Annotated in this window: 15 protein-coding genes; 7 read left to right on the plus strand and 8 right to left on the minus strand. The window is 71.7% G+C overall.

The features are described 5' to 3' along the window. Positions 1-12: 12 nt before the first annotated feature. From WMF12_RS01910 to WMF12_RS01925, 4 genes are all read left to right on the plus strand, one after another. Positions 13-639: a LemA family protein gene (locus WMF12_RS01910; RefSeq protein ID WP_437861408.1), complete on the plus strand. Its 627-nt coding sequence runs from the start codon at positions 13-15 to the stop codon at positions 637-639. After that, on the plus strand, positions 639-1,445 hold the full coding sequence (locus WMF12_RS01915) for a TPM domain-containing protein (RefSeq protein WP_437861421.1): 807 nt from the start codon (positions 639-641) through the stop codon (positions 1,443-1,445). The genes WMF12_RS01910 and WMF12_RS01915 overlap by 1 nt, the downstream gene beginning before the upstream one ends. A 218-nt stretch (positions 1,446-1,663) precedes the next feature. Beyond that, a complete protein-coding gene (locus WMF12_RS01920) occupies positions 1,664-2,875 on the plus strand; it encodes a thiolase family protein (RefSeq protein WP_437861439.1) in 1,212 nt (403 codons plus the stop codon). A 161-nt stretch (positions 2,876-3,036) separates the two neighbouring features. Then, the gene (locus WMF12_RS01925) at positions 3,037-3,606 is read left to right on the plus strand and encodes a peptidylprolyl isomerase (protein WP_437743892.1); all 570 of its coding nucleotides are present in this window, start codon (positions 3,037-3,039) and stop codon (positions 3,604-3,606) included. A 61-nt stretch (positions 3,607-3,667) separates the two neighbouring features. Here WMF12_RS01925 and WMF12_RS01930 read toward each other — a convergent pair whose 3' ends face one another. From WMF12_RS01930 to WMF12_RS01940, 3 genes are all read right to left on the minus strand, one after another. After that, entirely contained in the window at positions 3,668-4,771 is a 1,104-nt protein-coding gene (locus tag WMF12_RS01930) for a hypothetical protein (protein WP_437861456.1), read from the minus strand. Between the two features lie 174 nt (positions 4,772-4,945). Next, on the minus strand, positions 4,946-6,025 hold the full coding sequence (locus WMF12_RS01935) for a CHAD domain-containing protein (RefSeq protein ID WP_437861472.1): 1,080 nt from the start codon (positions 6,023-6,025) through the stop codon (positions 4,946-4,948). After that, a complete protein-coding gene (locus WMF12_RS01940; RefSeq protein WP_437861487.1) occupies positions 6,022-7,713 on the minus strand; it encodes a ribonuclease J in 1,692 nt (563 codons plus the stop codon). Before WMF12_RS01940 ends, WMF12_RS01935 begins: the two co-directional genes overlap by 4 nt. A 343-nt stretch (positions 7,714-8,056) precedes the next feature. On the opposite strand from WMF12_RS01940, the gene sppA reads away from it, so the two are divergent. From sppA to WMF12_RS01955, 3 genes are all read left to right on the plus strand, one after another. Beyond that, positions 8,057-9,865 carry a signal peptide peptidase SppA gene (sppA, locus tag WMF12_RS01945; RefSeq protein ID WP_437861495.1) on the plus strand — a complete coding sequence of 603 codons (1,809 nt, stop codon included), beginning with the start codon at positions 8,057-8,059 and terminating at the stop codon, positions 9,863-9,865. 507 nt (positions 9,866-10,372) lie between these two features. Further along, positions 10,373-13,792 (plus strand): vitamin B12-dependent ribonucleotide reductase, encoded by a 3,420-nt coding sequence (locus WMF12_RS01950; protein ID WP_437861502.1) that lies wholly within the window; start codon positions 10,373-10,375, stop codon positions 13,790-13,792. 335 nt (positions 13,793-14,127) lie between these two features. After that, positions 14,128-14,649 (plus strand): hypothetical protein, encoded by a 522-nt coding sequence (locus WMF12_RS01955; protein WP_437861507.1) that lies wholly within the window; start codon positions 14,128-14,130, stop codon positions 14,647-14,649. A 24-nt stretch (positions 14,650-14,673) separates the two neighbouring features. On the opposite strand, the gene thiL is transcribed toward WMF12_RS01955, so the two are convergent. From thiL to WMF12_RS01980, 5 genes are all read right to left on the minus strand, one after another. Then, complete coding sequence (thiL, locus tag WMF12_RS01960; protein ID WP_437861514.1) at positions 14,674-15,663, minus strand: thiamine-phosphate kinase; 990 nt, start codon at positions 15,661-15,663, stop codon at positions 14,674-14,676. Next, positions 15,660-17,264, minus strand: a complete 1,605-nt coding sequence (locus WMF12_RS01965) for a sensor histidine kinase (protein WP_437861531.1) — start codon at positions 17,262-17,264, stop codon at positions 15,660-15,662. The genes thiL and WMF12_RS01965 overlap by 4 nt, the downstream gene beginning before the upstream one ends. After that, entirely contained in the window at positions 17,261-17,989 is a 729-nt protein-coding gene (locus WMF12_RS01970; RefSeq protein ID WP_012233021.1) for a GTP-binding protein, read from the minus strand. The genes WMF12_RS01965 and WMF12_RS01970 overlap by 4 nt, the downstream gene beginning before the upstream one ends. A gap of 108 nt (positions 17,990-18,097) precedes the next feature. Next, positions 18,098-19,915: a dynamin family protein gene (locus WMF12_RS01975; protein WP_437861544.1), complete on the minus strand. Its 1,818-nt coding sequence runs from the start codon at positions 19,913-19,915 to the stop codon at positions 18,098-18,100. A 44-nt stretch (positions 19,916-19,959) separates the two neighbouring features. Next, positions 19,960-20,853, minus strand: coding sequence for a M48 family metallopeptidase (locus WMF12_RS01980; protein WP_272097504.1), 894 nt, complete (start codon positions 20,851-20,853; stop codon positions 19,960-19,962). Positions 20,854-20,937: the final 84 nt, after the last annotated feature.

Here is a 20,937-nt window from a genome sequence, read left to right on the forward strand (position 1 = left end):
CTGGAGCCAGTCATGCGGATTGTTCACAAATCGACATTTCGGAAGCGCCTCGCGGTGGCCTCTCTGTTCCTGGCGGTGCTCGCCGTCATGACGTCCGTCGTCGGCTGCCAGCGCTACGACGTGCTGGTCGAGAAAGATCAGATCGCGGCCCAGAAATGGTCCGATCTCGAGGCGGATCTCCAGCGGCGTTACGACCTGGTCCCGAACCTGGTGGCGGTCGTGAAGGGGTCGGCCAAGCACGAGGAGCAGACGCTGGCGAGCGTCGCCGAGGCGCGCGCCCGCGCGACCAGCGTCCAGCTCAAGGCCGACGATCTGACGGATCCGGAGAAGGTGCAGGCCTTCCAGAAGGCGCAGGAGCAGCTCAGCGGCTCGCTCTCGCGGCTCCTCATGGTGCAGGAGCAATACCCTGATCTCAAGGCGAACCAGGGCTTCCACAGCCTCCAGGTCCAGCTGGAGGGAATCGAGAACCGGATCCTCCGAGCGCGCCAGGAGTACAACCAGGCAGCGCGCGAGTACAACGCGGAGCTCCTGAAGATCCGGGGCCAGGTGGTGAACAAGGCGACGGGCCAGCCGTTCAAGCCGCGCGTCTATTTCACCGCCTCTCCCGAGGTCCAGTCGGGGCCGAAGGTCTCGTTCTGATGAGGGGCGCGGCGATGCGCCGGATCGGCACGAGCGGGGCGCGGCTGCGGGCCGTGGCCAGGGCCGTGGCGGCCGCGTTCGCGCTGGTCTGCGCGCTCGTCGCGCGGCCGGCCCTGGCCGACTTCACGCCGCCGGCGCTCACGGGGCACGTCGTCGACACCGCTGGGCGGCTCGATCCGCCCGACATCCGCGCTCTCGACGCGAAGCTCGATCGCATCCGCCGCGAGACAGGGTTCGAGATCGTCGCCTTCGTGGCCGGATCGCTCGAAGGCGAGACGATCGAGGACGTCGCCTACGAGGCCTTCAACACCTGGCAGCTCGGCCAGCGCGGGGCCGACAACGGCGTTCTGCTCGTGATCGCCCCGAACGAGCGGCGCGTCCGGATCGAGACGGGCAAGGGCGTGGGGGGAGCGCTCACCGATCTCCAGTCGAACGACATCATCCGGCAGACCATCAACCCGCTGCTCAGGCAGGATCGATTCCGCGACGCCATCGACCAGGGAACCGCAGAGATCGCCAGGACGCTCGTCGCCGGGACACCCGAGGAGGAACGGCGCCCGGCGCCCGACGCCCGGCCGGCGCCCGCTCCGGTCTCGCCGATCAAGGTCGGCGTGACGGTCGTCGCCATCGTGGCGGCGCTCGTGCTGGCGCTGATTTCGCCCTCCTTCCGCTGGTTCCTGTGGCTCGTCCTCCAGGCGATCCTCTTCCGAGGTGGCGGCGGCGGCCGCAGCGGCGGCGGCGGGTCCGGGTTCGGTGGCGGCGGAGGCGGTCGCTCCGGCGGGGGCGGATCCAGCGATAGCTACTGAGCCGCTGCGCGCCGCCTCTTCACCCTGTGCAGGACGGATCGGGCCGATCGGTCGGCGTCCGCGCCGGCCTTTCGATCGGCCGCTGTGCTCACCCCTGGCGTGACCGGGCGGGCACACACGACATCGACGCCGGCGCGGCGCGCGTCGAACCGAGCGGAGATTCCAGGGCGCGCGCGATCTCCCGCTGCGCGCTGACCAGGCGACGCTACGCTCTCGTCATGGCTGCTGCCCTGCGCCCTGTCTTCGTCGTCGACGCTGTCCGGACCCCGATCGCCCGTTACGCCGGCGCCCTGGCGACGGTCCGCCCCGACGACCTCGCAGCGCACGTCCTCGACGCGCTCGTGCGTCGCAATCCTTCGCTTGCGCCGCGCCTCGATCACGTCGTCTTCGGCGCGACGAACCAGGCCGGAGAGGACAACCGCAACGTCGCGCGCATGGCCGCGCTGCTCGCCGGCCTCCCTTACGAGGTCCCGGGCGTCACGGTGAATCGCCTCTGCGGCTCGGGGCTCGAGGCGGTGGCCGACGCCGCGCGGATGATCGCCACCGGAGAGGCCGACTGCGCGATCGCGGGGGGCGTCGAGAGCATGACGCGCGCGCCGTTCACGATGCCCAAGCAGGCCGAGCGCTTCGATCGGAGCGCGCCGACCGTCTACGATACGACCCTCGGCTGGCGCTATCCGAACGCGAAGATGGCCGCGCGGTTCGAGCTCCAGTCGATGGGGGAGACGGCCGAGAACGTGGCCAAGAAGCACGGCATCAGCCGCGACGAGCAGGATCGGTTCGCGCTCCTCTCCCACGAGCGCGCCACGCTCGCCTGGGAGTCGGGGGGCTTCGCCGCCGAGGTGGTCCCCGTGCTCGTCCACCAGAAGAAGGGCGAGCCCGTCCTGTTCGAGCGCGACGAGGGCGTGCGGGCCGACGCCTCGCTCGAGGCGCTGTCGAAGCTGAAGCCGGCCTTCCGCGAGGGCGGGACCGTCACGGCGGGCAACTCGTCGCCCCTCAACGACGGCGCCGCGGCCCTCCTGCTCGCCTCGGGCGACGCCGTGCAGGCCGCCGGCGCGACGCCGCGCGCGCGGGTGATCGCGACGGCGACCGCCGGGGTGGATCCCAACCTCATGGGGGAGGGGCCGATCCCGGCCGTGAAGAAGCTCCTCCAGCGGACCGGGCTGCGCGTCCCCAACGTGGACCTCTTCGAGCTCAACGAGGCGTTCGCGGCGCAGGCGCTCGCGTGCTCGCGCGCGCTCGAACTCGACCCGGCGCGCGTCAACGTCCGCGGCGGAGCGATCGCGCTCGGGCACCCGATCGGCTGCTCGGGCGCGCGCATCGCGTGCACCCTCGTGCATGCGATGCGCGCGCGCGGCGCCAAGGTCGGGGTCGCCTCGCTGTGCATCGGCGTCGGCCAGGGCATAGCGACGCTCTTCGAGCGCGCGTGAGGTCATTTCGCCGCTCGTTCGCGGCGCCAGATGAGATAAGACCGCCGCAGCAGAACGCAGGAAGGGGGGCCAGCGGCTCACCTCCCTCGGCTGATGCCGCCGCCTCGGCGGCCAAGAACTGACGGCGCCGCCTCGGCGGCCAAGAATAAGGAGAAGGCCTGATGGAATTCCCCCCGATCAACGTGCCCGGCACCGGCAAGCTTCACGCTCGGCTCAAGACCTCGCTCGGTGACATCACGGTCCGGCTCGAGGAGGAGGGCGCCCCCAACACGGTCAAGAACTTCGTCGGCCTCGCCATGGGCACCATCAACTGGACCGATCCGAAGACCGGCCAGGGGATGCAGGGGACGCCCTGTTACGACGGCGTCCGCTTTCACCGCGTGATCTCGGGGTTCATGATCCAGTGCGGTGACCCGCTCTCGCGCTACTCGGACAAGGCGCAGCTCTGGGGCACGGGCGGCCCCGGGTACAAGTTCGCCGACGAGTTCAACCCCTCGCTGAGGCACGAGGGCGCCGGCGTGCTCTCCATGGCCAACGCCGGCAAGAACACGAACGGCGCGCAGTGGTTCATCACCGACGGGCCGACGCCGCACCTCGACAACCGCCACACGGTGTTCGGCAAGGTCGTGAGCGGGCAGGACATCGTCAACCGCATCGCCAACGTGGCGACCACGCGCGATCGGCCCAACCAGGACGTCGTCCTCGAGCGCGTCGAGATCTTCCGGCAGTAGGCGCGCTGCGCGCCGCGCGGCGCCGTTCAGCGCCGCGCGGCCAGCGCGGTGCTTCGCTCGTTCAGCGGGCGCAGCAGACGGTGATCCTGTCGTCGCCTTCCTCGATCTCGCCGCTGGGGTCGCCGCCGCGCGGCTGGCAGCTGCCGCTTCCGGTCACCTCGATCGACACCGAGGCGGCGGGGGACGGATCGCCGACGCAGGCCCCGTTGAACGGCACGGTCTCGGCGGGCCCCCGGCAGCGGGTCTGCTCGAAGAGCGTCAGCGTCGCCGCGCAGCGCACGCCGTCCGTGTCGCACGTGCACCGCGTGCAGCCGCGGTTGTCGACCATCGAGCTCGCGAACACGTGTCGTTCGCCGAACCCCTCGGGGCAGCTCCGCTCGCCGTCGCGCCAGACGCAGACGCCCTGCTCGAACGGCGCATCGATCTCTCGCGGGGCGCAGGCCTCGTCGGCCTCACATCCGCCGGCGTCCGCCCCGGGGGCGCACACGAGCCCCTCGATACCGAAGCGCGGCGGCGGCAACATCGCCTCGCCGCCCGACGCGGCGCACGCCGCCGAATCCACGTTGGGCGCTTCGCCGCTGTAGCTGCCGGGCTGGAAGTCGCCGAGGTTGATGCAGTTCTCCGCCTGCACCGGCAGCGTCGCGCTCCCCCCGTCACACGCGCCGTCCACGTACACCGTGACCGCGGGCGCCTCGCACTCCACGGTCGGCGCGCCGCACGCGCACGGGCTGCAGGTCGCGGGCGTGTCGAGGGGATCGCGGCCGCCCACGTCCACCCGCTCGGAGAAGCCCTCGGGGCAGGCGACGTCCGCGGCCTCGGGGCCCTGGTACAGGAGGCCGGGCCCTTGCCAGTCCTCGGGCACGGCGACGCAGGCGAACCCTCCGCAGTCGTCGTCGGCGCAGTCGACGGCGCCATCGCCGTCGTCATCCTCGCCGTTGGTGCACCGCTCGCCGCCGCCGGCGCCGCCGCTGCTGCTGCTGCTCGTGGTGCTCCCAGCCGCCGTCTGGCCTCCTCCAGCTCCGCCGGAGCTGCTGGCCCCGCCGGAGCCGCTCCCGGACGGCCCCGGGAAGAGCTCGGGCTCGAACTGGTCGAAGTCCTGGGTGCAGGCGCTCGCCGCGAGGAGAGCGACGAGCGCGGTGACGCTTTGGAAGGCAGAGCGGCGCAACACGACCTCCGGGATCGGCGGGCTTCGCCTCGGTTCGAAGGAGCCCGACCGACGGTATCACGAAGCGCCCGCCCGCACGGCGAGCTCCGCAGCCGGCAATCTCGGTGACCCTTCGCCCCGTCCGAAGCGCGCCTGCTGCGGCGCTCCTTGCTGCACCGCGCCCCGTGCGCTGCGTCATCCGCTCGGGAGCGCGCGGGGATCGCCCGACCAGAGCGATGTGAGCGTCTCGAGCTCCCGCGCGAGCTCCTCGGTCGCCTTGTGAGCGAGCCGCGCCCGCTCTGCGACGAGCGCCTCGATGACGGCAGCGCGCGCGTCGGGCGCCAGCTCCTCAGCGCTCCTCATCTGCGCGAGCGCCTCGTCGGCGTCGTGCAGCTGGCCGAGGCGGCGCTGCATCCGTGACGCGGATTTCGCGGTGCGCTCGGCGCGCTCTCCGAAGAGCGGCGAGAACGTCTCCGCGGAGTAGCGCAGCCGTTTGAAGCGGATCCGGAGCGCGTGCATGGCCGCGCCGTCGCCCGGGTCGCTCGCGGCGAGCGCGCGCACGTCGTCCAGGGCATCACCGATCGCTCGCCTCGCGAGCGCCTCGGCGCCGCGCTTCCTCGCTTTCCGGCGCGAGATGCGCCGCTCGAGGCGCGCGAGGTGAGGCTCCAGCCGGAGCCGCTCGCCCGCGGCCGGCGCGTCGGCCTGGGTCGCGCCCGTGTCGCCCGCGGCCGGCGCGTCGGCCTGCGTCGCGCCCATGTCCCCCGCGGCCGGCGCGTCGGCCTGGGTCGCGCCCGCGTCGTCCGGGCGATCCTGCCGGAGCAGCTCGACGATGTGGGCCCTCGCCTCGCGCTCGCGGCGCGCGCGCTGCGCGACCCATCCTGCGACGGCCGCCCGGGCCGCCTCGTCCAGATCGAGCGCGGTGAGCGTCTCGCGCAGCACCTCCTCGTCGCGCAGCGCGCCGGTCGCCCGCGCGAACTCACGGAGCCCTTCGGCCACGGGGCGGAGCCGCCTCCTGCCGTAGATGCGTCGCGCCGGCTTGAGCAGCGTCCGGAGCCGGCGAAGCGAGACCCGGAAGTCGTGCACCGCCTCCGCGTCCGGCTCCGCGCTCTCGCCCTGCTCGCTCGCGGCGACGACGCGCCGCGCATCGGCGCGGACGCGCTCGATGTGGGAGAGCAGCACTGGATCCAGGAAATCTCGCGCGGAGAGCCTCGCGCCGTCGCCGGCTCCGGCGCCACCGCCGCCCGAGGGCGGGGGGCTCCCCTCGAGCGGCGTCACAGGCGCGTGAGCGCCACCGTCACCAGCGGGCGCCTCCCGAGCTTCGCCTCGAGCGTCCGGCGCGCCGCGAGCCGGGCGATCTCGATGATGTCGTTGTCGCGGCGCCGCGCGCGCGGCTCGCAGTCGTTCACCGCCTGCGCGACCGCGCGCGCCGCGGCCCTCAGCGCGCCGCCCTCGAGCTCCCCGGTGACCCCGCGGGCGAGGACCTGCGGCGGCGCCGCGAGGGCGCCGTGCACATCGACGACCAGCGACACGAAGGCCACCCCGGAGCGACCGAGGTTCGCTCGCTCCCGGAGGACCTCCTCCCCGAGCTCCTCGCCGCCCGCCGTCGCCACCCGGCCGGTGACGGCCCGGCCGCTCCGGCCGAGCGGCTGCGTCTTGCCGATCTCGACGACGTGGCCGTTCTCGGCGACGAGCACCTCGGCCACGCCGCGCTCCCGCGCGAGCTCCGCGTGCCGCGTCAGGTGGTGCAGCGCGCCGTGCACGGGGAGGAAGCTGCGCGGCTGGGTGAGGTCGATCATGCGCGCCTGCTCCGTCCGGTGCGCGTGCCCGCTCGCGTGGACGCGCCGATCCGTCGACCAGGTCACGAGCTCGACGCCGAGGCGGAGCAGCCCGGCCATCATATCGACGACGGGGCGATCGTTGCCCGGGATGACGCGGCTCGAGAGCACGACCCGATCCCCCTCTTCGAGGCGCAGGAGCGGGTGCGTCCCCGAGGCGAACCGCGTCAGCGTGGAGGCCCGCTCGGCCTGCGTGCCGCTCGCGATGACGAGGAGCCGCTCGCGCGGCATCGAGGAGGCGACCTCGGGCGGGACGAGCAGGTCGCTCGGCCACGGGAGCCTCCCCACGGCCTGCGCGGCCCGCACGTGCGTCTGCACGCTGCGGCCGAGCAGGCAGATCTTGCGGCGCGCGCGGATCGCGGCCTGACCGAGGGCGAGGAGGCGCTGGACGTTCGAGGCGAAGACGCCGACCACGACGCGCGCCGGCGCGGTCTCGACGAGCTCCGCCAGCGCGTGGGCGACGGCGCGCTCGCTGCCCGCCTCGCCGGGCGAGTCCACGTTGGTGCTGTCGGACAGGAGCAGCCGGACGCCGGCGTCGCCGAGCGCCCGGAAGCGGGCCTCGTCGGTCGGCTCGCCGTCGAGCGGCGTCGGGTCGAGCTTGAAGTCCCCGGTATGGACGACGAGCCCCGCGGCCGTGTGGATCGCGAGCGCCGTCGCGTCGACGATCGAGTGCGTCACCCGGAGCGGCTCCACGACGAAGCCGCCGATCGCGACCTCGCGCCCGACCTGCGTGGGCAGCAGGCGCACCTTGTCCTCGAGCGCGTGCTCCGCGAGCCGGTAGCGCACAAGCTCCAGCGCGTGCGGCGGGCCCCAGACGGGGACGTCGAGGTGACGCAGGAGGAACGGCAGCCCGCCGATGTGATCCTCGTGGCCGTGCGTCAGCACGATGCCGCGCACCTGATCACGGAGCGCGAGCACGTGATCGAAGCGCGGGTGATACACGTCGACGCCGAGGTCCGTGCTCGGGAACGTGACCCCGCAGTCGATGAGCAGCAGCCCATCGGCCTGCTGGAGCGCGAGGCAGTTCATCCCCACCTCGCCGAGCCCTCCGAGGGGCACGAGCCGCAGGGTGGACGGCGCTGGCGGGGGGAGCTGGCTCGGGGCGGGGGCGCTCTGCTCGGGATGCACGTTTGGTGGAGGGGCTCTGCCACCCAGGGCGCCGGGGGCCTACGGCCCGCGGCTTGCTGAGCTGGTCTGAAAGAGAGAGGACGACTTCTTCAAGACGTAACCCACATCGGCTCGCCGTCCCCTTCGAAACTTGGAGCGACAGTGTAGCCACAGGGTGGCCCCTTGCGTCACGCTCTCTCTTTCCAGTTCCACCGCCGGGGCCAGGCGGCGCCGACCTCACCACCGGATCTCGTGCCGCGCGGACCGGTTCCTGCACACCCTGTCTCCCCCCACCCCATCGTGACCGCCGGCGGACGCCGAGCCGCCTTTCCGTCGCCCATCCCCTGATTCCGAGGAGCCTCCGGTGATCGCTGCCCTGCTCGTCAATCTCCTCCGCCTGCTGCTGCTCCCCGTCAGCGCGCTCCGCTGGGCGTTTGCTGCGCCCCGGGGCGGGTATGTCGTCCTCGAAATCGATGGCCGCGTGGTCGACCTGCAGCCCCCCCGGGTCCGCCTCGCGCTCCCGTGGCGTCCGAGGAAGAGGGCTCCGCTCTCGGTGGAGCGCGTCCGCGAGCTCGGCAAGCACCTGATGAAGGATCCGCGCCCGGCGGGGCTGCTCCTCCGGATGCGGTCGGTGCACGCGGGGCCGGCGGTGGCGGCCTCGCTGCGGGACGCGCTCCTCGAGATCCGGGCGGGGGGCAAGGACATCGTCGCCTACCTGCCGATGGGCGCCGACACCACGATGCTCCTGCTCGCCTCGGCCGCGCGGGCCATCGTCGTCGGGCCCGAGACGATGGTGTCGCCGCTCGGGTTCGCGGTGGAGGGCCGCTACGTGCGCCGCGCCCTGGAGCAGGTCGGCGTCGAGCCCGAGGTGTTCGCGAAGGGGATGTACAAGAACGCCGGCGAGGTGCTCGTGCGGGACACGATGAGCGCCGCGCAGCGCGAGCAGGTGGGCGCCCTGCTCGACGGGCGCTTCGGGGATCTGACCGCGGCGCTCGCCCAGGGGCGCCGCGTCGATCGCGAGACGGCCGCGCTGTGGATCGACGAGGCCCCCTTCGGCGCGGAGCAGGCCGTCGCGCGAGGCATCGTCGACGCGGTCGCGTACGAGGACGAGCTCGAGCACATGCTCGCGGCGGGGTCGCTCCCCTGCGCGACCGCGGCGCCGCGCCACGCCGAGATCGGCGCGGAGAACGCGGACCGCGCATCGGGTGGAGGAGGCGCAGGAGCTCGCGCTGCCGCGCGGCATTCGAAGAGCCGCCTCGTGGCGGCGGGCCGCTACCTGGGCGCGCGGCGCGCCCTCTCGATGACGCCGGTGTGGCCTCGGCCCGTCCTCGGCGTCATCGAGGTGCACGGCGCGATCGTCAGCCGCGCCCGCTTCCGGGGCGCCTCCCTGGCCAGCGAGGAGCGGCTCGTCGCGAGCCTGCGCGCGGCGCGGCAGAACCCGCGCGTCCAGGGGGTCATCCTCCACGTCGACTCGCCGGGCGGCTCCGCGCTCGCGTCCGACAGGATCCACCACGAGGTCACCCGCCTTGCGGAGGTGAAGCCCGTCGTCGCGTGCCTGTCGAACGTGGCGGCGAGCGGCGGCTACTACGTGGCGGCGGCCGCGCACGCGATCGTCGCGCAGCCGCAGACGATCACGGGGAGCATCGGCGTGGTCTCGGCGCGCTTCGCGCTCGGTCCGCTGCTCGAGCGCCTCGGCATCTCGACCGACGTCGTGAAGCGCGGCGCGCGGGCCGACCTGTTCTCGCCGTCGCGCAAGCTCGACGCGGGGGAGCGGGCGGTGGTGGAGCGCGAGCTCGACGCGATCTATGCGGCGTTCCTCCGCGTCGTCGCCCGCGGCCGCCGCCGCCCGGTCGAGGAGATCGAGCCGCTCGCGCAGGGGCGCGTCTACAGCGGCGCCGACGCGCAGGCGCGCGGCCTCGTCGACATGCTCGGCGGGTTCGAGCGGGCGCTCCACGAGCTGCGCCAGATGATCGGGCCCAAGGCGGCGGCCATCGAGCCGGCCATCGTGCGCGCGTCGCGGTACATCCCACCTCCACCGCTGCTGCCGGCGCCGGTGCCCACGCTGCTCGAGCTCGTCGGGCTCCGAGGGATCGCCCAGGAGGTGGCGCTCGCCATCCACTGCGAGGGGGAGCGGGTGCTCGCGTATTGCGCGGAGGCCGACGACCTGGACTAGATGGCGACGGCCGGGCGGGGCCCCAGCACGCGCCCACGCCCACGGCTCCATGGAAGAGCTGGTGGTTGGTCAGGCGCATTCCCGGGAAGAGGCGGATTTTCTCGCGGGAGAAGCTGTGCGTAATCTGTGCGCCCGGTGGGTAGCACCTGTTCAGAACTGATCACGGATCGCTAGGAATCCCGTACCGGACAGAGAGGCCCTATATGTGGGCCCTGTTCGGAGGGAGATCCCAACATGTAGCGGTTCTCCTTGACGCACGGACCGTTCGCGAGTTTGGATAGCAAGCGGTCAGGCGCTCCCGCATGTCGGCGCACGCCTTTCAGGCATGGCACCTGAAACTATGCTCACTGGTCTGAAGACGGAACGTTTGAGCAGGTAGTAGGGGAGAAGCGATGAGACCTGTGGAGATCGAGGCGATGAGGCCTCGGAGTTCTCCAGGGAACTCTTTGTGCTTTCGGTAGGACCCGGGTCACCGCCAGGTGCGGTGGTTCACAGGAGGACTTGGAAATGGCCCAGTCGGCAGTTGTGGGTGACGGCGGTAAGCTCCCCGCCGGGAACGGCAAGATGGCGGCACGGACGAAGGAAGAGGGGGGGGCTCGTCCGGTGACCGGGGGGGCCGCCAAGGCGCAGGTCGACGGCGCAGCCTCGAAGAAGGGCGCGAAGAAAGGGGCCTCGCGCCCCCGCGGGCTCGGGTTCGACCGGCGGTTCACGCACCGGGCCGCGGATCCGCTCGATGAGGTCACCTGGGAGCGCCGATCGAGCGTCATCACCAACCCCGACGGCTCGGTCGTCTTCAAGATGGAAGGGGCCGAGATCCCCGCCGGCTGGTCGCAACTAGCGACCGACATCGTCGTCTCCAAGTACTTCCGCAAGGCGGGGATCCACGGCAAGAAGGAGCTCGGCGAGACGAGCGTCCGCCAGGTCGTCCACCGGCTAGCGCGCACCATCCGCGAAGCGGGTGAGCACTTCGGTGGCTACTTCGCCTCGGCGAAGGACGCGGACACCTTCGAGGCGGAGCTCGCCTACCTGCTCGTCCATCAGTACGGCGCGTTCAACTCGCCCGTCTGGTTCAACTGCGGGCTCTACCACCGGTACGGCATCGAGGGGTCGGGCGGCAACTACGCCTGGAACGAGGCCTCGGCCGACGCGGGGAACGGGAGCGCCAACGGGAAGGCGTCGGCGCCTCGAACGAACGGGGCGGGCGCGGTCGACGACATCGTCGAGACCCGGAACGCCTACGAGCGGCCGCAGTGCTCCGCGTGCTTCATCCAGGCGGTCCAGGACGACCTGATGAGCATCTACGACCTCGTGAAGAGCGAGGCCCGGCTGTTCAAGTACGGGTCGGGGACGGGGACAAACTTCAGCTCGATCCGCGGGAAGCAGGAGAAGCTCTCGGGCGGCGGGACGAGCTCGGGGCTCATGAGCTTCCTCGAGGTGTTCGACCGCGCCGCCGGCGCGACCAAGAGCGGCGGCACGACGCGACGCGCCGCGAAGATGGTCTGCCTCGACATGGACCACCCGGAGATCGTCGACTTCATCCAGTGGAAGGTCCGCGAGGAGAAGAAGGCGATGGCGCTCATCGGCGCGGGGTACCCCTCCGACTTCAACGGCGAGGCGTACCACACGGTGAGCGGGCAGAACTCGAACAACTCCGTGCGCGTGAGCGACGAGTTCATGCGCGCGGCGGCGACGGGCGCGGCGTGGGAGACGCGCTCCCGGACGACCGGCGAGGTCGTCGACACGCTGAGCGCCAAGGATCTCTGGCGCCAGATCGCCGAGGCGGCGTGGGGCTGCGCCGATCCGGGCGTGCAGTACGACACGACCATCAACCGCTGGCACACCTGCCCGAACACGGCGCGCATCAACGCCTCGAACCCGTGCTCGGAGTACATGTTCCTCGACGACTCGGCCTGCAACCTGGCGAGCCTGAACCTCACCAAGTTCCTCCGCGAGGACGGCTCGTTCGACATCGAGGGCTACCGCCACGCGGTGCGGGTGTTCTTCGTCGCGCAGGAGATCCTCGTCGACTTCTCGGCGTACCCGACCCGCGGCATCGCGAAGAACTCGCACGACTACCGCCCGCTCGGGCTCGGTTACGCCAACCTCGGCACCCTGCTCATGCTGCAGGGCATCCCGTACGACTCCGATCAGGGGCGCTCGGTCGCGGGCGCGCTCACCGCGATCCTCTGCGGCCACGCCTACCGGGTCTCGGCGGAGATCGCCGCCGCGAAGGGGCCGTTCGCCGGCTTCGCCAGGAACCGCGAGCCGATGCTCCGGGTGATGGGCATGCACCGCGACGCCGCCTACGCGATCGACCGCGACCGCTGCCCGGAGTCGCTCTGGCGGGCCGCGTGCGCCGACTGGGACGAGGCGGTCCGGATCGGGCAGGAGCACGGCTACCGCAACGCCCAGGCGACGGTGCTCGCCCCGACCGGCACCATCGGCCTCCTGATGGACTGCGACACGACGGGCATCGAGCCCGACTTCTCGCTCGTGAAGTTCAAGAAGCTCGCCGGCGGCGGCTACTTCAAGATCGTGAACCAGTCCGTGCCCGAGGCGCTCCGGCGGCTCGGCTACCCCGAGGCCGAGGTGCAGGAGATCGTCGCCTACGTCTCCGGCACGAACACGCTCCTGGCGGCGCCGCACGTGAACCGGGCGTCGCTCAAGGCGCGGGGGCTCACGAGCGACGACCTCGCGAAGGTCGAGGCCGCGATCCCCGGCGTCTTCGATCTGGATCTCGCCTTCGGCCCCTGGATCCTCGGCGAGGAGGCCTATGACAGGCTCGGCGTCTCCAAGGAGTCGCGGGCGCGCTTCGGCTTCTCGCTGCTCCAGCACCTCGGCTTCTCGGCCGCGGAGATCGAGGAGGCGAACGAGACGATCATCGGCCGCATGACGGTGGAGGGGGCGCCTCACCTGCGCGAGGAGCACTACGCGGTGTTCGACTGCGCCAACCGCTGCGGCAAGAAGGGCCGGCGGTACCTCGCGCCGATGGCGCACGTCCGCATGATGGCGGCCGCGCAGCCGTTCCTGTCCGGCGCCATCTCGAAGACAGTGAACCTGCCGAACGACGCGACGGTCGAGGAGGTACAGCGGATCTACGAGGAGGGGTGGCGCCTCGGGCTCAAGGCGGTCGCGCTCTACCGCGACGGCTGCAAGGCGTCGCAGCCGCTCTCGTCGACCTCTAGCTCGAGCGACAGCAAGGAGAGCAAGGGCAAGGCCGACAAGGCCGAGGTCGCCGCGCCCGTCGTCCAGGCAGCGACCGCGCTGGCGAGCCAGGCGCGCCCGCGCTCGCCCTCGGCGGCGGCGCCCGAGCGGTTCCGCCTGCCCAGGAAGCGCAAGGGCTTCACGCAGGAGGCGCGCGTCGGCGGGCACAAGATCTACGTCCGCACCGGCGAGTACGACGACGGGACGCTCGGCGAGATCTTCATCGACCTCCACAAGGAGGGCGCCGCGTTCCGCTCGATGATGAACTGCTTCGCGATGGCGGTGTCGATCGGGCTCCAGTACGGCGTGCCGCTCGAGACCTTCGTCGAGCAGTACACCTTCACCCGCTTCGAGCCGCAGGGCGTCGTCGAGGGACACGACTACGTGAAGATCTCGACGTCGATCGTGGACTACCTCTTCCGCGTGCTCGGGGTCGAGTACCTGAACCGCTACGACCTCGCCCACGTCCAGCCGGTCACCTCGGCCATGGAGGACCCTGTCGAGTCGCGGGCGCAGGAGAGCGGCGTGGCGTCGTTCTCGCAAACCGCGCCGGCCGCGGTGGCGCTGGTCGAGGGCGGCGGGCGGACGGCGAGCGCGCTCGACGCGCAGCTCGAGGACATGATGGGCGACGCGCCGGTCTGCGACGGCTGCGGGCACATCACCGTGAGGAACGGGGCCTGCTACAAGTGCCTCAACTGCGGCAACAGCATGGGGTGCAGCTGAGCTGCGACGGGCGGGGGTGGGGGTGACGAGGGAGGGGCCGGCGGGGGGCCCTCCCACGAACTCGCGCCTTTTCGTGGCTATTGCCTCGTGAACGGGGGAGACGGGTCTGAGGGGCTTCGCTGCAATGCGGGCCGGCGCTCGGATTCGTGGGGCCCTCCCCCGCCGGCCCCTCCCTCGTCACCCCCACCCCCGCCGACTCGGGGGGGAAGGGGAGGGGGGGCGATCGCGGAGCGCTTGGGGTGGGGCGGGCGCGCGAGCACGGCGGGTGGGGCCGTACGGGCTTGTACTCGGGCAGCCGTATGGATGCGCTCGGAGAAGCTCTGTAGAAGACGGGCATGATCCGGTCGCGTTCGTCCATCGCCTTCGCCGTTCTTGTCTGCAGCATCCTGTCGAGCTCCTGCCGGAAAGAAGAAGCAGAGCCGGAGACGATCCCCGCGCCTACGCCGACGGTCGCGCCCGTGGCGGCCGATCCGGTGCCGGCGGCGACCCCGACGCCCGCTGCGACACCGACGGAGGCGGCGACGCAGGAGCCCGCAGCGGGGCAGGAGCCCGCGGGGGCGGCTTCCGCCGGGGCTGCGGCGGCAGCCGATGCAGGGGCGGCGACGGCCGAGGGGGCGACGGGGACGGCGACGTCACGGGGGGGAGGCGCCTCCATCCAGGCGTGCTGCACGGCGCTCCACGCGGTCGCCACCAAGTCGGGCAAGTCGCCGGAAGCCAAGTCGAAGGCGGCGACGGCATCCCACCTCTGCGCCGGGATCGAGAAGCTCGTGAAGAGCGGGAAAACCCCGCGCGCCAAGGCGCTCACCCAGATTCGAGCAAGCCTCGCCGGGACCACAGCGCCCGCCGAGTGCAACTGAGCCAGGCCGCGCCACGCTGGCCGCTCAGGCGAAGTGGTCGTACCCCCGCGCCACGAGGCTCGTGAGCTGCCCGCCCGGTCCGAGCAACGCCACGTCGCTCGCGCCCTCCTCGCGCGACACGCAGCGGCCGATCGCCACGAAGCCGGCGAGCTCCCCGACGTCGGGGCCCGCGAGCACGACCGCGTAGTCCTCGCCGCCGTAGAGCGCTAGATCCAGCGCGTCCAGGCCGAGCTGCGCGGCGGCGTCGCGGAGGTCGGCGCTCACGAGCGCCGCAGGATCGAGCAGCGCGCGCACGCCGCTCGCGCGCGCGAGGTGCGCCACATCCGCGACGAGGCCGTCGGAGACGTCGATCGCCGCGCGGGCGCGCCCCGCCGCGCGGAGGCCCGCGTCGATGCGCGCCACCGGGCGGCGGAACGCGCGGATCGCCTGCTCGGCCGCGGCGCTGGCCGGCGCGATGCCGCGATCGAGCAGCGCAAAACCGGCCGCGGCGAGGCCGACCGGACCGGCCAGCGCGAGCGCGTCGCCGGGCCGCGCGCCGTCGCGCCTGAGCGGCAGAGCCGCGACGCCGAGCGCCGTCGTGGTGATCGAGATCTCGCCGCCCCGCGAGAGATTCCCGCCGATGACCGCCGTGCCGATCTCGTCGCACGCGGCGCGCTGACCCCTCGCCAGCGCGCCGAGCTCGTCGTCGCTCACGCTCGGAGGAAGCACCAGCGCGGCCAGCAGGCCGACAGGGCGCGCCCCCATCGCCGCGAGATCGCTCGCCGCGGCCATCGTCGCGCGGTAGCCGAGATCCTCGAAGCCCAGGAGATCGCGCCGGAAATGGACGCCCTCGACGGCGCTGTCGACCGTCCAGACGAGCGGCTCCGGGGCGCCCGGGAGGGCGCCGCCCCGCGGGGCCAGGGGCGCGAGGATCGCGGCGTCATCGCCGATGCCGCACAGAACATGATCGCCCGCCGCACCCCCGAGCACGGCGCGCAGCATGTCGATGCGCTTCCACTCGGAGCGCCCGCTCATTGGAAGATGGGCGGCAGGACGCTGTTCGCCGGCGAGCCAGCGACCGTCGGCAGCTTGACCACGAACACCGTGCCGCGCGGCTCGTTCGGCTCGATGCGCACCGTGCCGCTGTGCGCCTCGACCAGGCGCTTGACGATCGAGAGACCAAGCCCCGTGCCGCCGTGCTCCCGCGTCGAGCTCTGATCGATCTGGTAGAACGGGTCGAATACCTTCAGCCGCTCGCCGGCAGGGATGCCGATGCCCGTGTCCACGACGCGGATCTCGACCGCCTGCTGGAGAGGCGCGACGAGCACCAGCCCGGGGAGGTCGTCCATGTCCTCGCTCACGGCGCGCGCGACGAGCAGCACCTCGCCCCCCGCCTCGGTGAACTTCACCGCGTTCTCGACGAGGTTGATGAACACCTGGCGCAGCCGGTCGCCGTCCCCCAGCACCGGCGGGAGATCGTCCTCGGCCTGGATCCGGAGCTCGACGCCCTTCTTCGAGGCAGCTGGCGCGATGGTCGACGCCGCCTCGACGAGCACCGGGCCGACGGCCACCTCGGTGCGATGCACGATCAATGTGCCGCTCTCCAGCTTCGAGAGGTCCAGGAGGCTCATGATGAGCCCGAGCAGCTGCTCGCTCTTCGACCGGATCGTATCGATGAACTCGCGCTGCTCATCGGTCAGAGGCCCGCCGATGCCCTCGGCGAGCATCTCGCTGTACCCCATGATCGACGTGAGCGGGGTCCGGAGCTCGTGCGACACCGTGGCCAGGAAGTTCGACTTGAGCCGGTCGAGCTCCTTCAGCCGCTCGTACGCCTGCTCCAGCTCCGCGTTCTTCTGCGACAGCTCACGGAAGCTCTCGCGGATCGACGCGACGTGCATCGTCGAGGTGAGGAGCGATTTGTGCCCGCTGAACAGGATCAGATCGAGGACCGAGCGGAGGTGGTCCGCGATCGCGCCGAGCCGCTCCGGCCGGAGCCGCGGCGTCCGCAGCCGCCCCTCCGCCGCAGGCGCGAGATCGAGCTGGGACGCCGCCTCGATCTGCGCGACAGGGGGATCGTCGAGGCCGTCGGGCAGGTAGGGGCCCAGGATCGACCGGCCGATCGCACGCCCGTCGTACTCGATCGGGAACACCTGGTAGCGCGCGCCCTCGAAGCAGGGATCCGCGACCTCGCTGCCGGCCGACGCGCCTTGTTTTGCCGTCCGATCCGCCGGCGCCACGCTCGCCCGCCGGCCTTCCTGCTCGCCGGTCAGGCCGCTGAGCGGCGGGAGCGGCGCGAGCGCGCCCGACTCCGCGAGCGTGGCGCCGTTGATCGATTGGATCCGGATCGGCAAGCCGAACAGCTTGTGAAATGACGCCGCCATCTCCCCGAGGGCCTGGCGATCCACGAGATCCTCGAGCGAGAGGGGGCCGATGCCGACCAGGTCGACCACCGGCGCCGCCGCGGGGGGAGGCAGCGTCGAGGGCTCAGGCGCGCTGGACGCGCCGTCGCGCTTCGAGGAGCTGGGCCCGTCCGCGACGCGCGCCGACGGCATCGGCGCGGAGCCCGGCATGCTGAGGAGATCCTCGTCGTCGAGACCGAAATCCGCCGGCGTCCCCTTGTGGGCGTCGGGCCTCATGGAACGATCCGGGAGCTCTTCTCGAGGCTGCCGCCCATTCGCCTCGCGAGGAGGTCGTTCACCGAGCTCGTCACCCCGAGCTGGCGCGCCGCGCTGTTCAGGAGCTCCTCGCCGCTGATCGACAGCCGCTTCGAGAGCTGATGCGTCTGATCGAGCGTCTCCCACGTGAGGTGGAGAAGACCCATGAGCGTCTCCACCGTGCCCACGCCGCGGGTCGCGACGGCCTTGTACACCGGCTCCTTGCCCCGCGCGGCGAGCCGCGCCAGCTCCTCGTCGCTCCGGATGTCTGGCAGGTCGCGCTTGTTGAACTGGATGACGAGCGGCATCCTCGCGAGATCGAGGCCGTTCTCTCGCAGGTTCTGGCGGAGATCGAAGAACGCCTCGGCGTTGCGCTGCGTCTCGGAGATCTGCGAGTCGGCGATCAGCGCGACCCCGTCCGCGCCCTGGAGCACGAGCCTCCGGGTGGCGGCGTGCATCGGCTGGCCGGGCACGGTGAACAGCTTGATGCGGAGCGAGACGTCGCCGTCCTTCGCGCGGAAGGTGAGCGGCAGGAGATCGAAGAACAGCGTGCGATCGTCCTGCGTCTCGAGCGTCATCAGCCGTCCGCGAGCGTCTGACCCGGCGAGGCCGTGCAGCGAGACGAGGTTCGTCGTCTTGCCGCTGAGCGCCGGGCCGTAATAGACGAGCTTGATCGTCACTTCACGGGCTGCGAAGTCGAGCTGCACGGCCGCATTCTCGCATGAGCGCCCGACGATTGGATATGGCCACGGCGCATGGCGGAGGAGGCCGGGCTGGGCCGGGTCTCCTCCCTTGTCAGGAGGCGTGCGCCCCGCTCAGGCCGAGCCGCCCGGCGCGTTGGGCACGCTGGACACGGGCGGAGGGATCGGCCTGCTCTCGCCGTTTTCGACGGTCCAGAGCGCGCTCCGCAGCCCCTCCAGGCGCGACGTCAGCGCCTGGAGCGCCTCGGCCTGGGCGTCGCACGCCTTGAGCTGGCTCTCGCTGCTCGGCTCGGCTTGGACCCGCTCCTCGCGCGCCGCCTTGAGGACCTCGATGACCTCCCGGTGCAGCTCCTGGCCGGCCGTGACCACCCACGCGTCGAGCCGGCTCGCGAACTCCTGGATCATCTCGTCGAGCTTCGGCCCGATCCGGGTGGCGGCCTCGCGCAGCGCGATCGGCGCCATCTCCTTCGCCTTCTTGCGGGTCTCGGCCTCGACCTTCTCCTTCACGTACACGGCCAGGACAGGCGCCGCGAGCGCCAGGATCCCGCCGAGCAGGGCGTTCGTGAACATCACGCCGAGGCCGATGGTGAAGAGCGCGAAGACGCCGACATCGTAGCCGAACGTGTCGACCTCGACGTTCGGCGGCTTCACGTCGCCGCCGAGCGCCTCGCTGACCCGCTTCGCCACGTCGTGCGCGTCCTCGCGCACGAGCGCGATCGTCTTCTCGGCGAGCGCCTCGAGCGCCGTGGCGATCTCCTTCGTCTCGGCCTGCGCCCACTCGGCGAACGTGCGCTCCAGGAACGCCCCGAGGTAGACCTTGATCTCGTCGGTGTGGGCCTCGTCGATGATCGCCGGGAGCTGCCGGAGCACATCGTCGACGAAGCGATCGAGATCGCGGTGCACCCACGCCCGGATGGCGCTCACCTCCTCGCGGATGCCGGCGCGCCGCTCCTCGATGGTGCGCGACTGGCCGGCCAGATCCTTCTCGATCATCTCGATGCGGCGGCTGAGCTCCTCGCGCGACATCGCGGTCGCCCGCCGCCGCGCGTCCACGCCCTTGCCGAGCAGGCGCGCGGACTCGAGGCCCTCGCCGAGCGCGTTGTCGAGCAGAATGCGCCCGCGCTCCTCGGCGAGGAAACGGGTCAGGTGATCGAGCAGCTCCGGCATCCCGCTGCCGGGCCGATCACCCTCCAGCGCCCGCTCGCTCGAGATCGGGAAGACCACGGGCGATTTCACGAGCTTCCCGAGCTCGCTCCGGATGTAGGCGAGCGCCTCGACCTCCTCGTCCTGGCTCCAGATGTCGCGCTTCGTCACGACGAACAGGATCTTGTCGCGCGACTGCCCGAGCAGCTTCTCCTGGAGGAAGACCCGCTCGCTCTCCTTGAGCGGCTGGCCGGCGTCGATGAGGAACAGCACGGCGTCCGACCGCGGGATGTAGCTGTAGGTGATGTCCGCCCGCTGGAGCGAGAGGTCGTTCACCCCGGGGGTGTCGACGAGGACCACGCGCTCGCGCAGGAGCTCGGCCGGGTACCCCACCTCGAGGAACTTCACCTCGCCGGCGCTCGACGAGCGCTCGCCGCCGACGGTGAAGGCCCGCACGTCCTCGAACGGCAGGCCGGTGCGCTCGCCCGACGCGTAGACCACCTCGGCGCGCGGATCGGCCGCGTACTCGAGGTGGTGGATCACCGCCGTCGTGGGCGTCACGCCGACGGGGAGGATCGAGGCGCCGAGCAGCGCGTTCACGAACGTCGTCTTGCCGTGGTTGAACTCGCCGACCACGACGAGGTGGAAGCGATCGGCGTCGAGCTTCTTCACGAGATCGTTCGTGATGCGCGTCGCGACGCTCTTGGCGCCGAGGGCCTCGGCGAACGTCACGAGATCCCTGAGCGCCCCGGTCACGTCGTCTTTGCGGCTGTGGAAGGATTCGAGCATGTGCGTCTACCTCGGCCTTGCGCCTTGCCAGGAGCGGGAGCCCCTCAGCCCCAGATCTTGATGACTTCGTGCACCTTCTCGTCGACCTCTTCCATGGAGAGGCCGCTTGCGCCGAGCCCGGCGTGGCGCTTGTAGAGCTCGCTCTCGGCGAAGGCCCGGAGCGCGAGGACGCGCTTCGGCAGCCACGGGTGGCTGGCCGTGAACTCGGCGAACCTGCCGACGCCGCCCTTGCCCTCCTCGTGCTGGGCGATGAACGCCTCGAGGTTGAGCTCCTCGTACAGCTTGGTCGAGCCGAGCGCGAGCTTGGTGAGCGCGCGCGTCGAGACGTCGAGGCTCTTCGCGCAGAGCAGGCCGGCGCGGTCGCAGGTGACCTCGGCCCGGCGCGACCAGCCGGAGAGCGCGAGCATCGCCGGGCCGACGATCCACTTCACGAAGACCGACGCCATCCGCGTCAGGTAGTGCATGGCGGTCAGGTAGACCACGTGGCTGTTGTGGATGTGGCCGCACTCATGGCCGATGACGCTGAGCAGCTCGTCGTCGGTGAAATGATCGACCAGCGCCGAGTGCACCATGATGAACGAGTCGTCGTTCGTCCCGTAGGTGGCCGCGTTGAGGGTGGGGCTGTTGACGATGTAGATCGTCGGGGTCGCGATCCCGAGCGTCTCGGCGCAGTGGACCGCGAGCTTGTGGACACGCGGGAACTGCGCGGGGCCGACCTTGACGGCGTGGCCGAGCAGCTCGTTCTTGCCGACCGTCTTGAACAGCCTGACCGCGGCGGTCACGGCGAGCTCGACCGGACGCATCTTCTCGAAGGCGAGCCGCGTGTTCTTGTCGGACACGTAGGCATACGCGTTGCCCGCGCCGTCCCCGCCGCCCGCGCGCTGGCCCTTCCGTCTCTCGATGAAGCCCTTGAAATCGAGCGTTCCGACCTGTGCCATTCGGCGAAGGTAACGGCCTAGCCGGGACCGCGCAACGCCGCCATCGCCACGCGCAGCGAAGTTAACGCAAAATCACAGACGACC

The sequence above is a fragment of the Sorangium sp. So ce363 genome (assembly GCF_051520435.1).
Classification (GTDB): Bacteria; Myxococcota_A; Polyangia; order Polyangiales; family Polyangiaceae; genus Sorangium; species Sorangium cellulosum_B.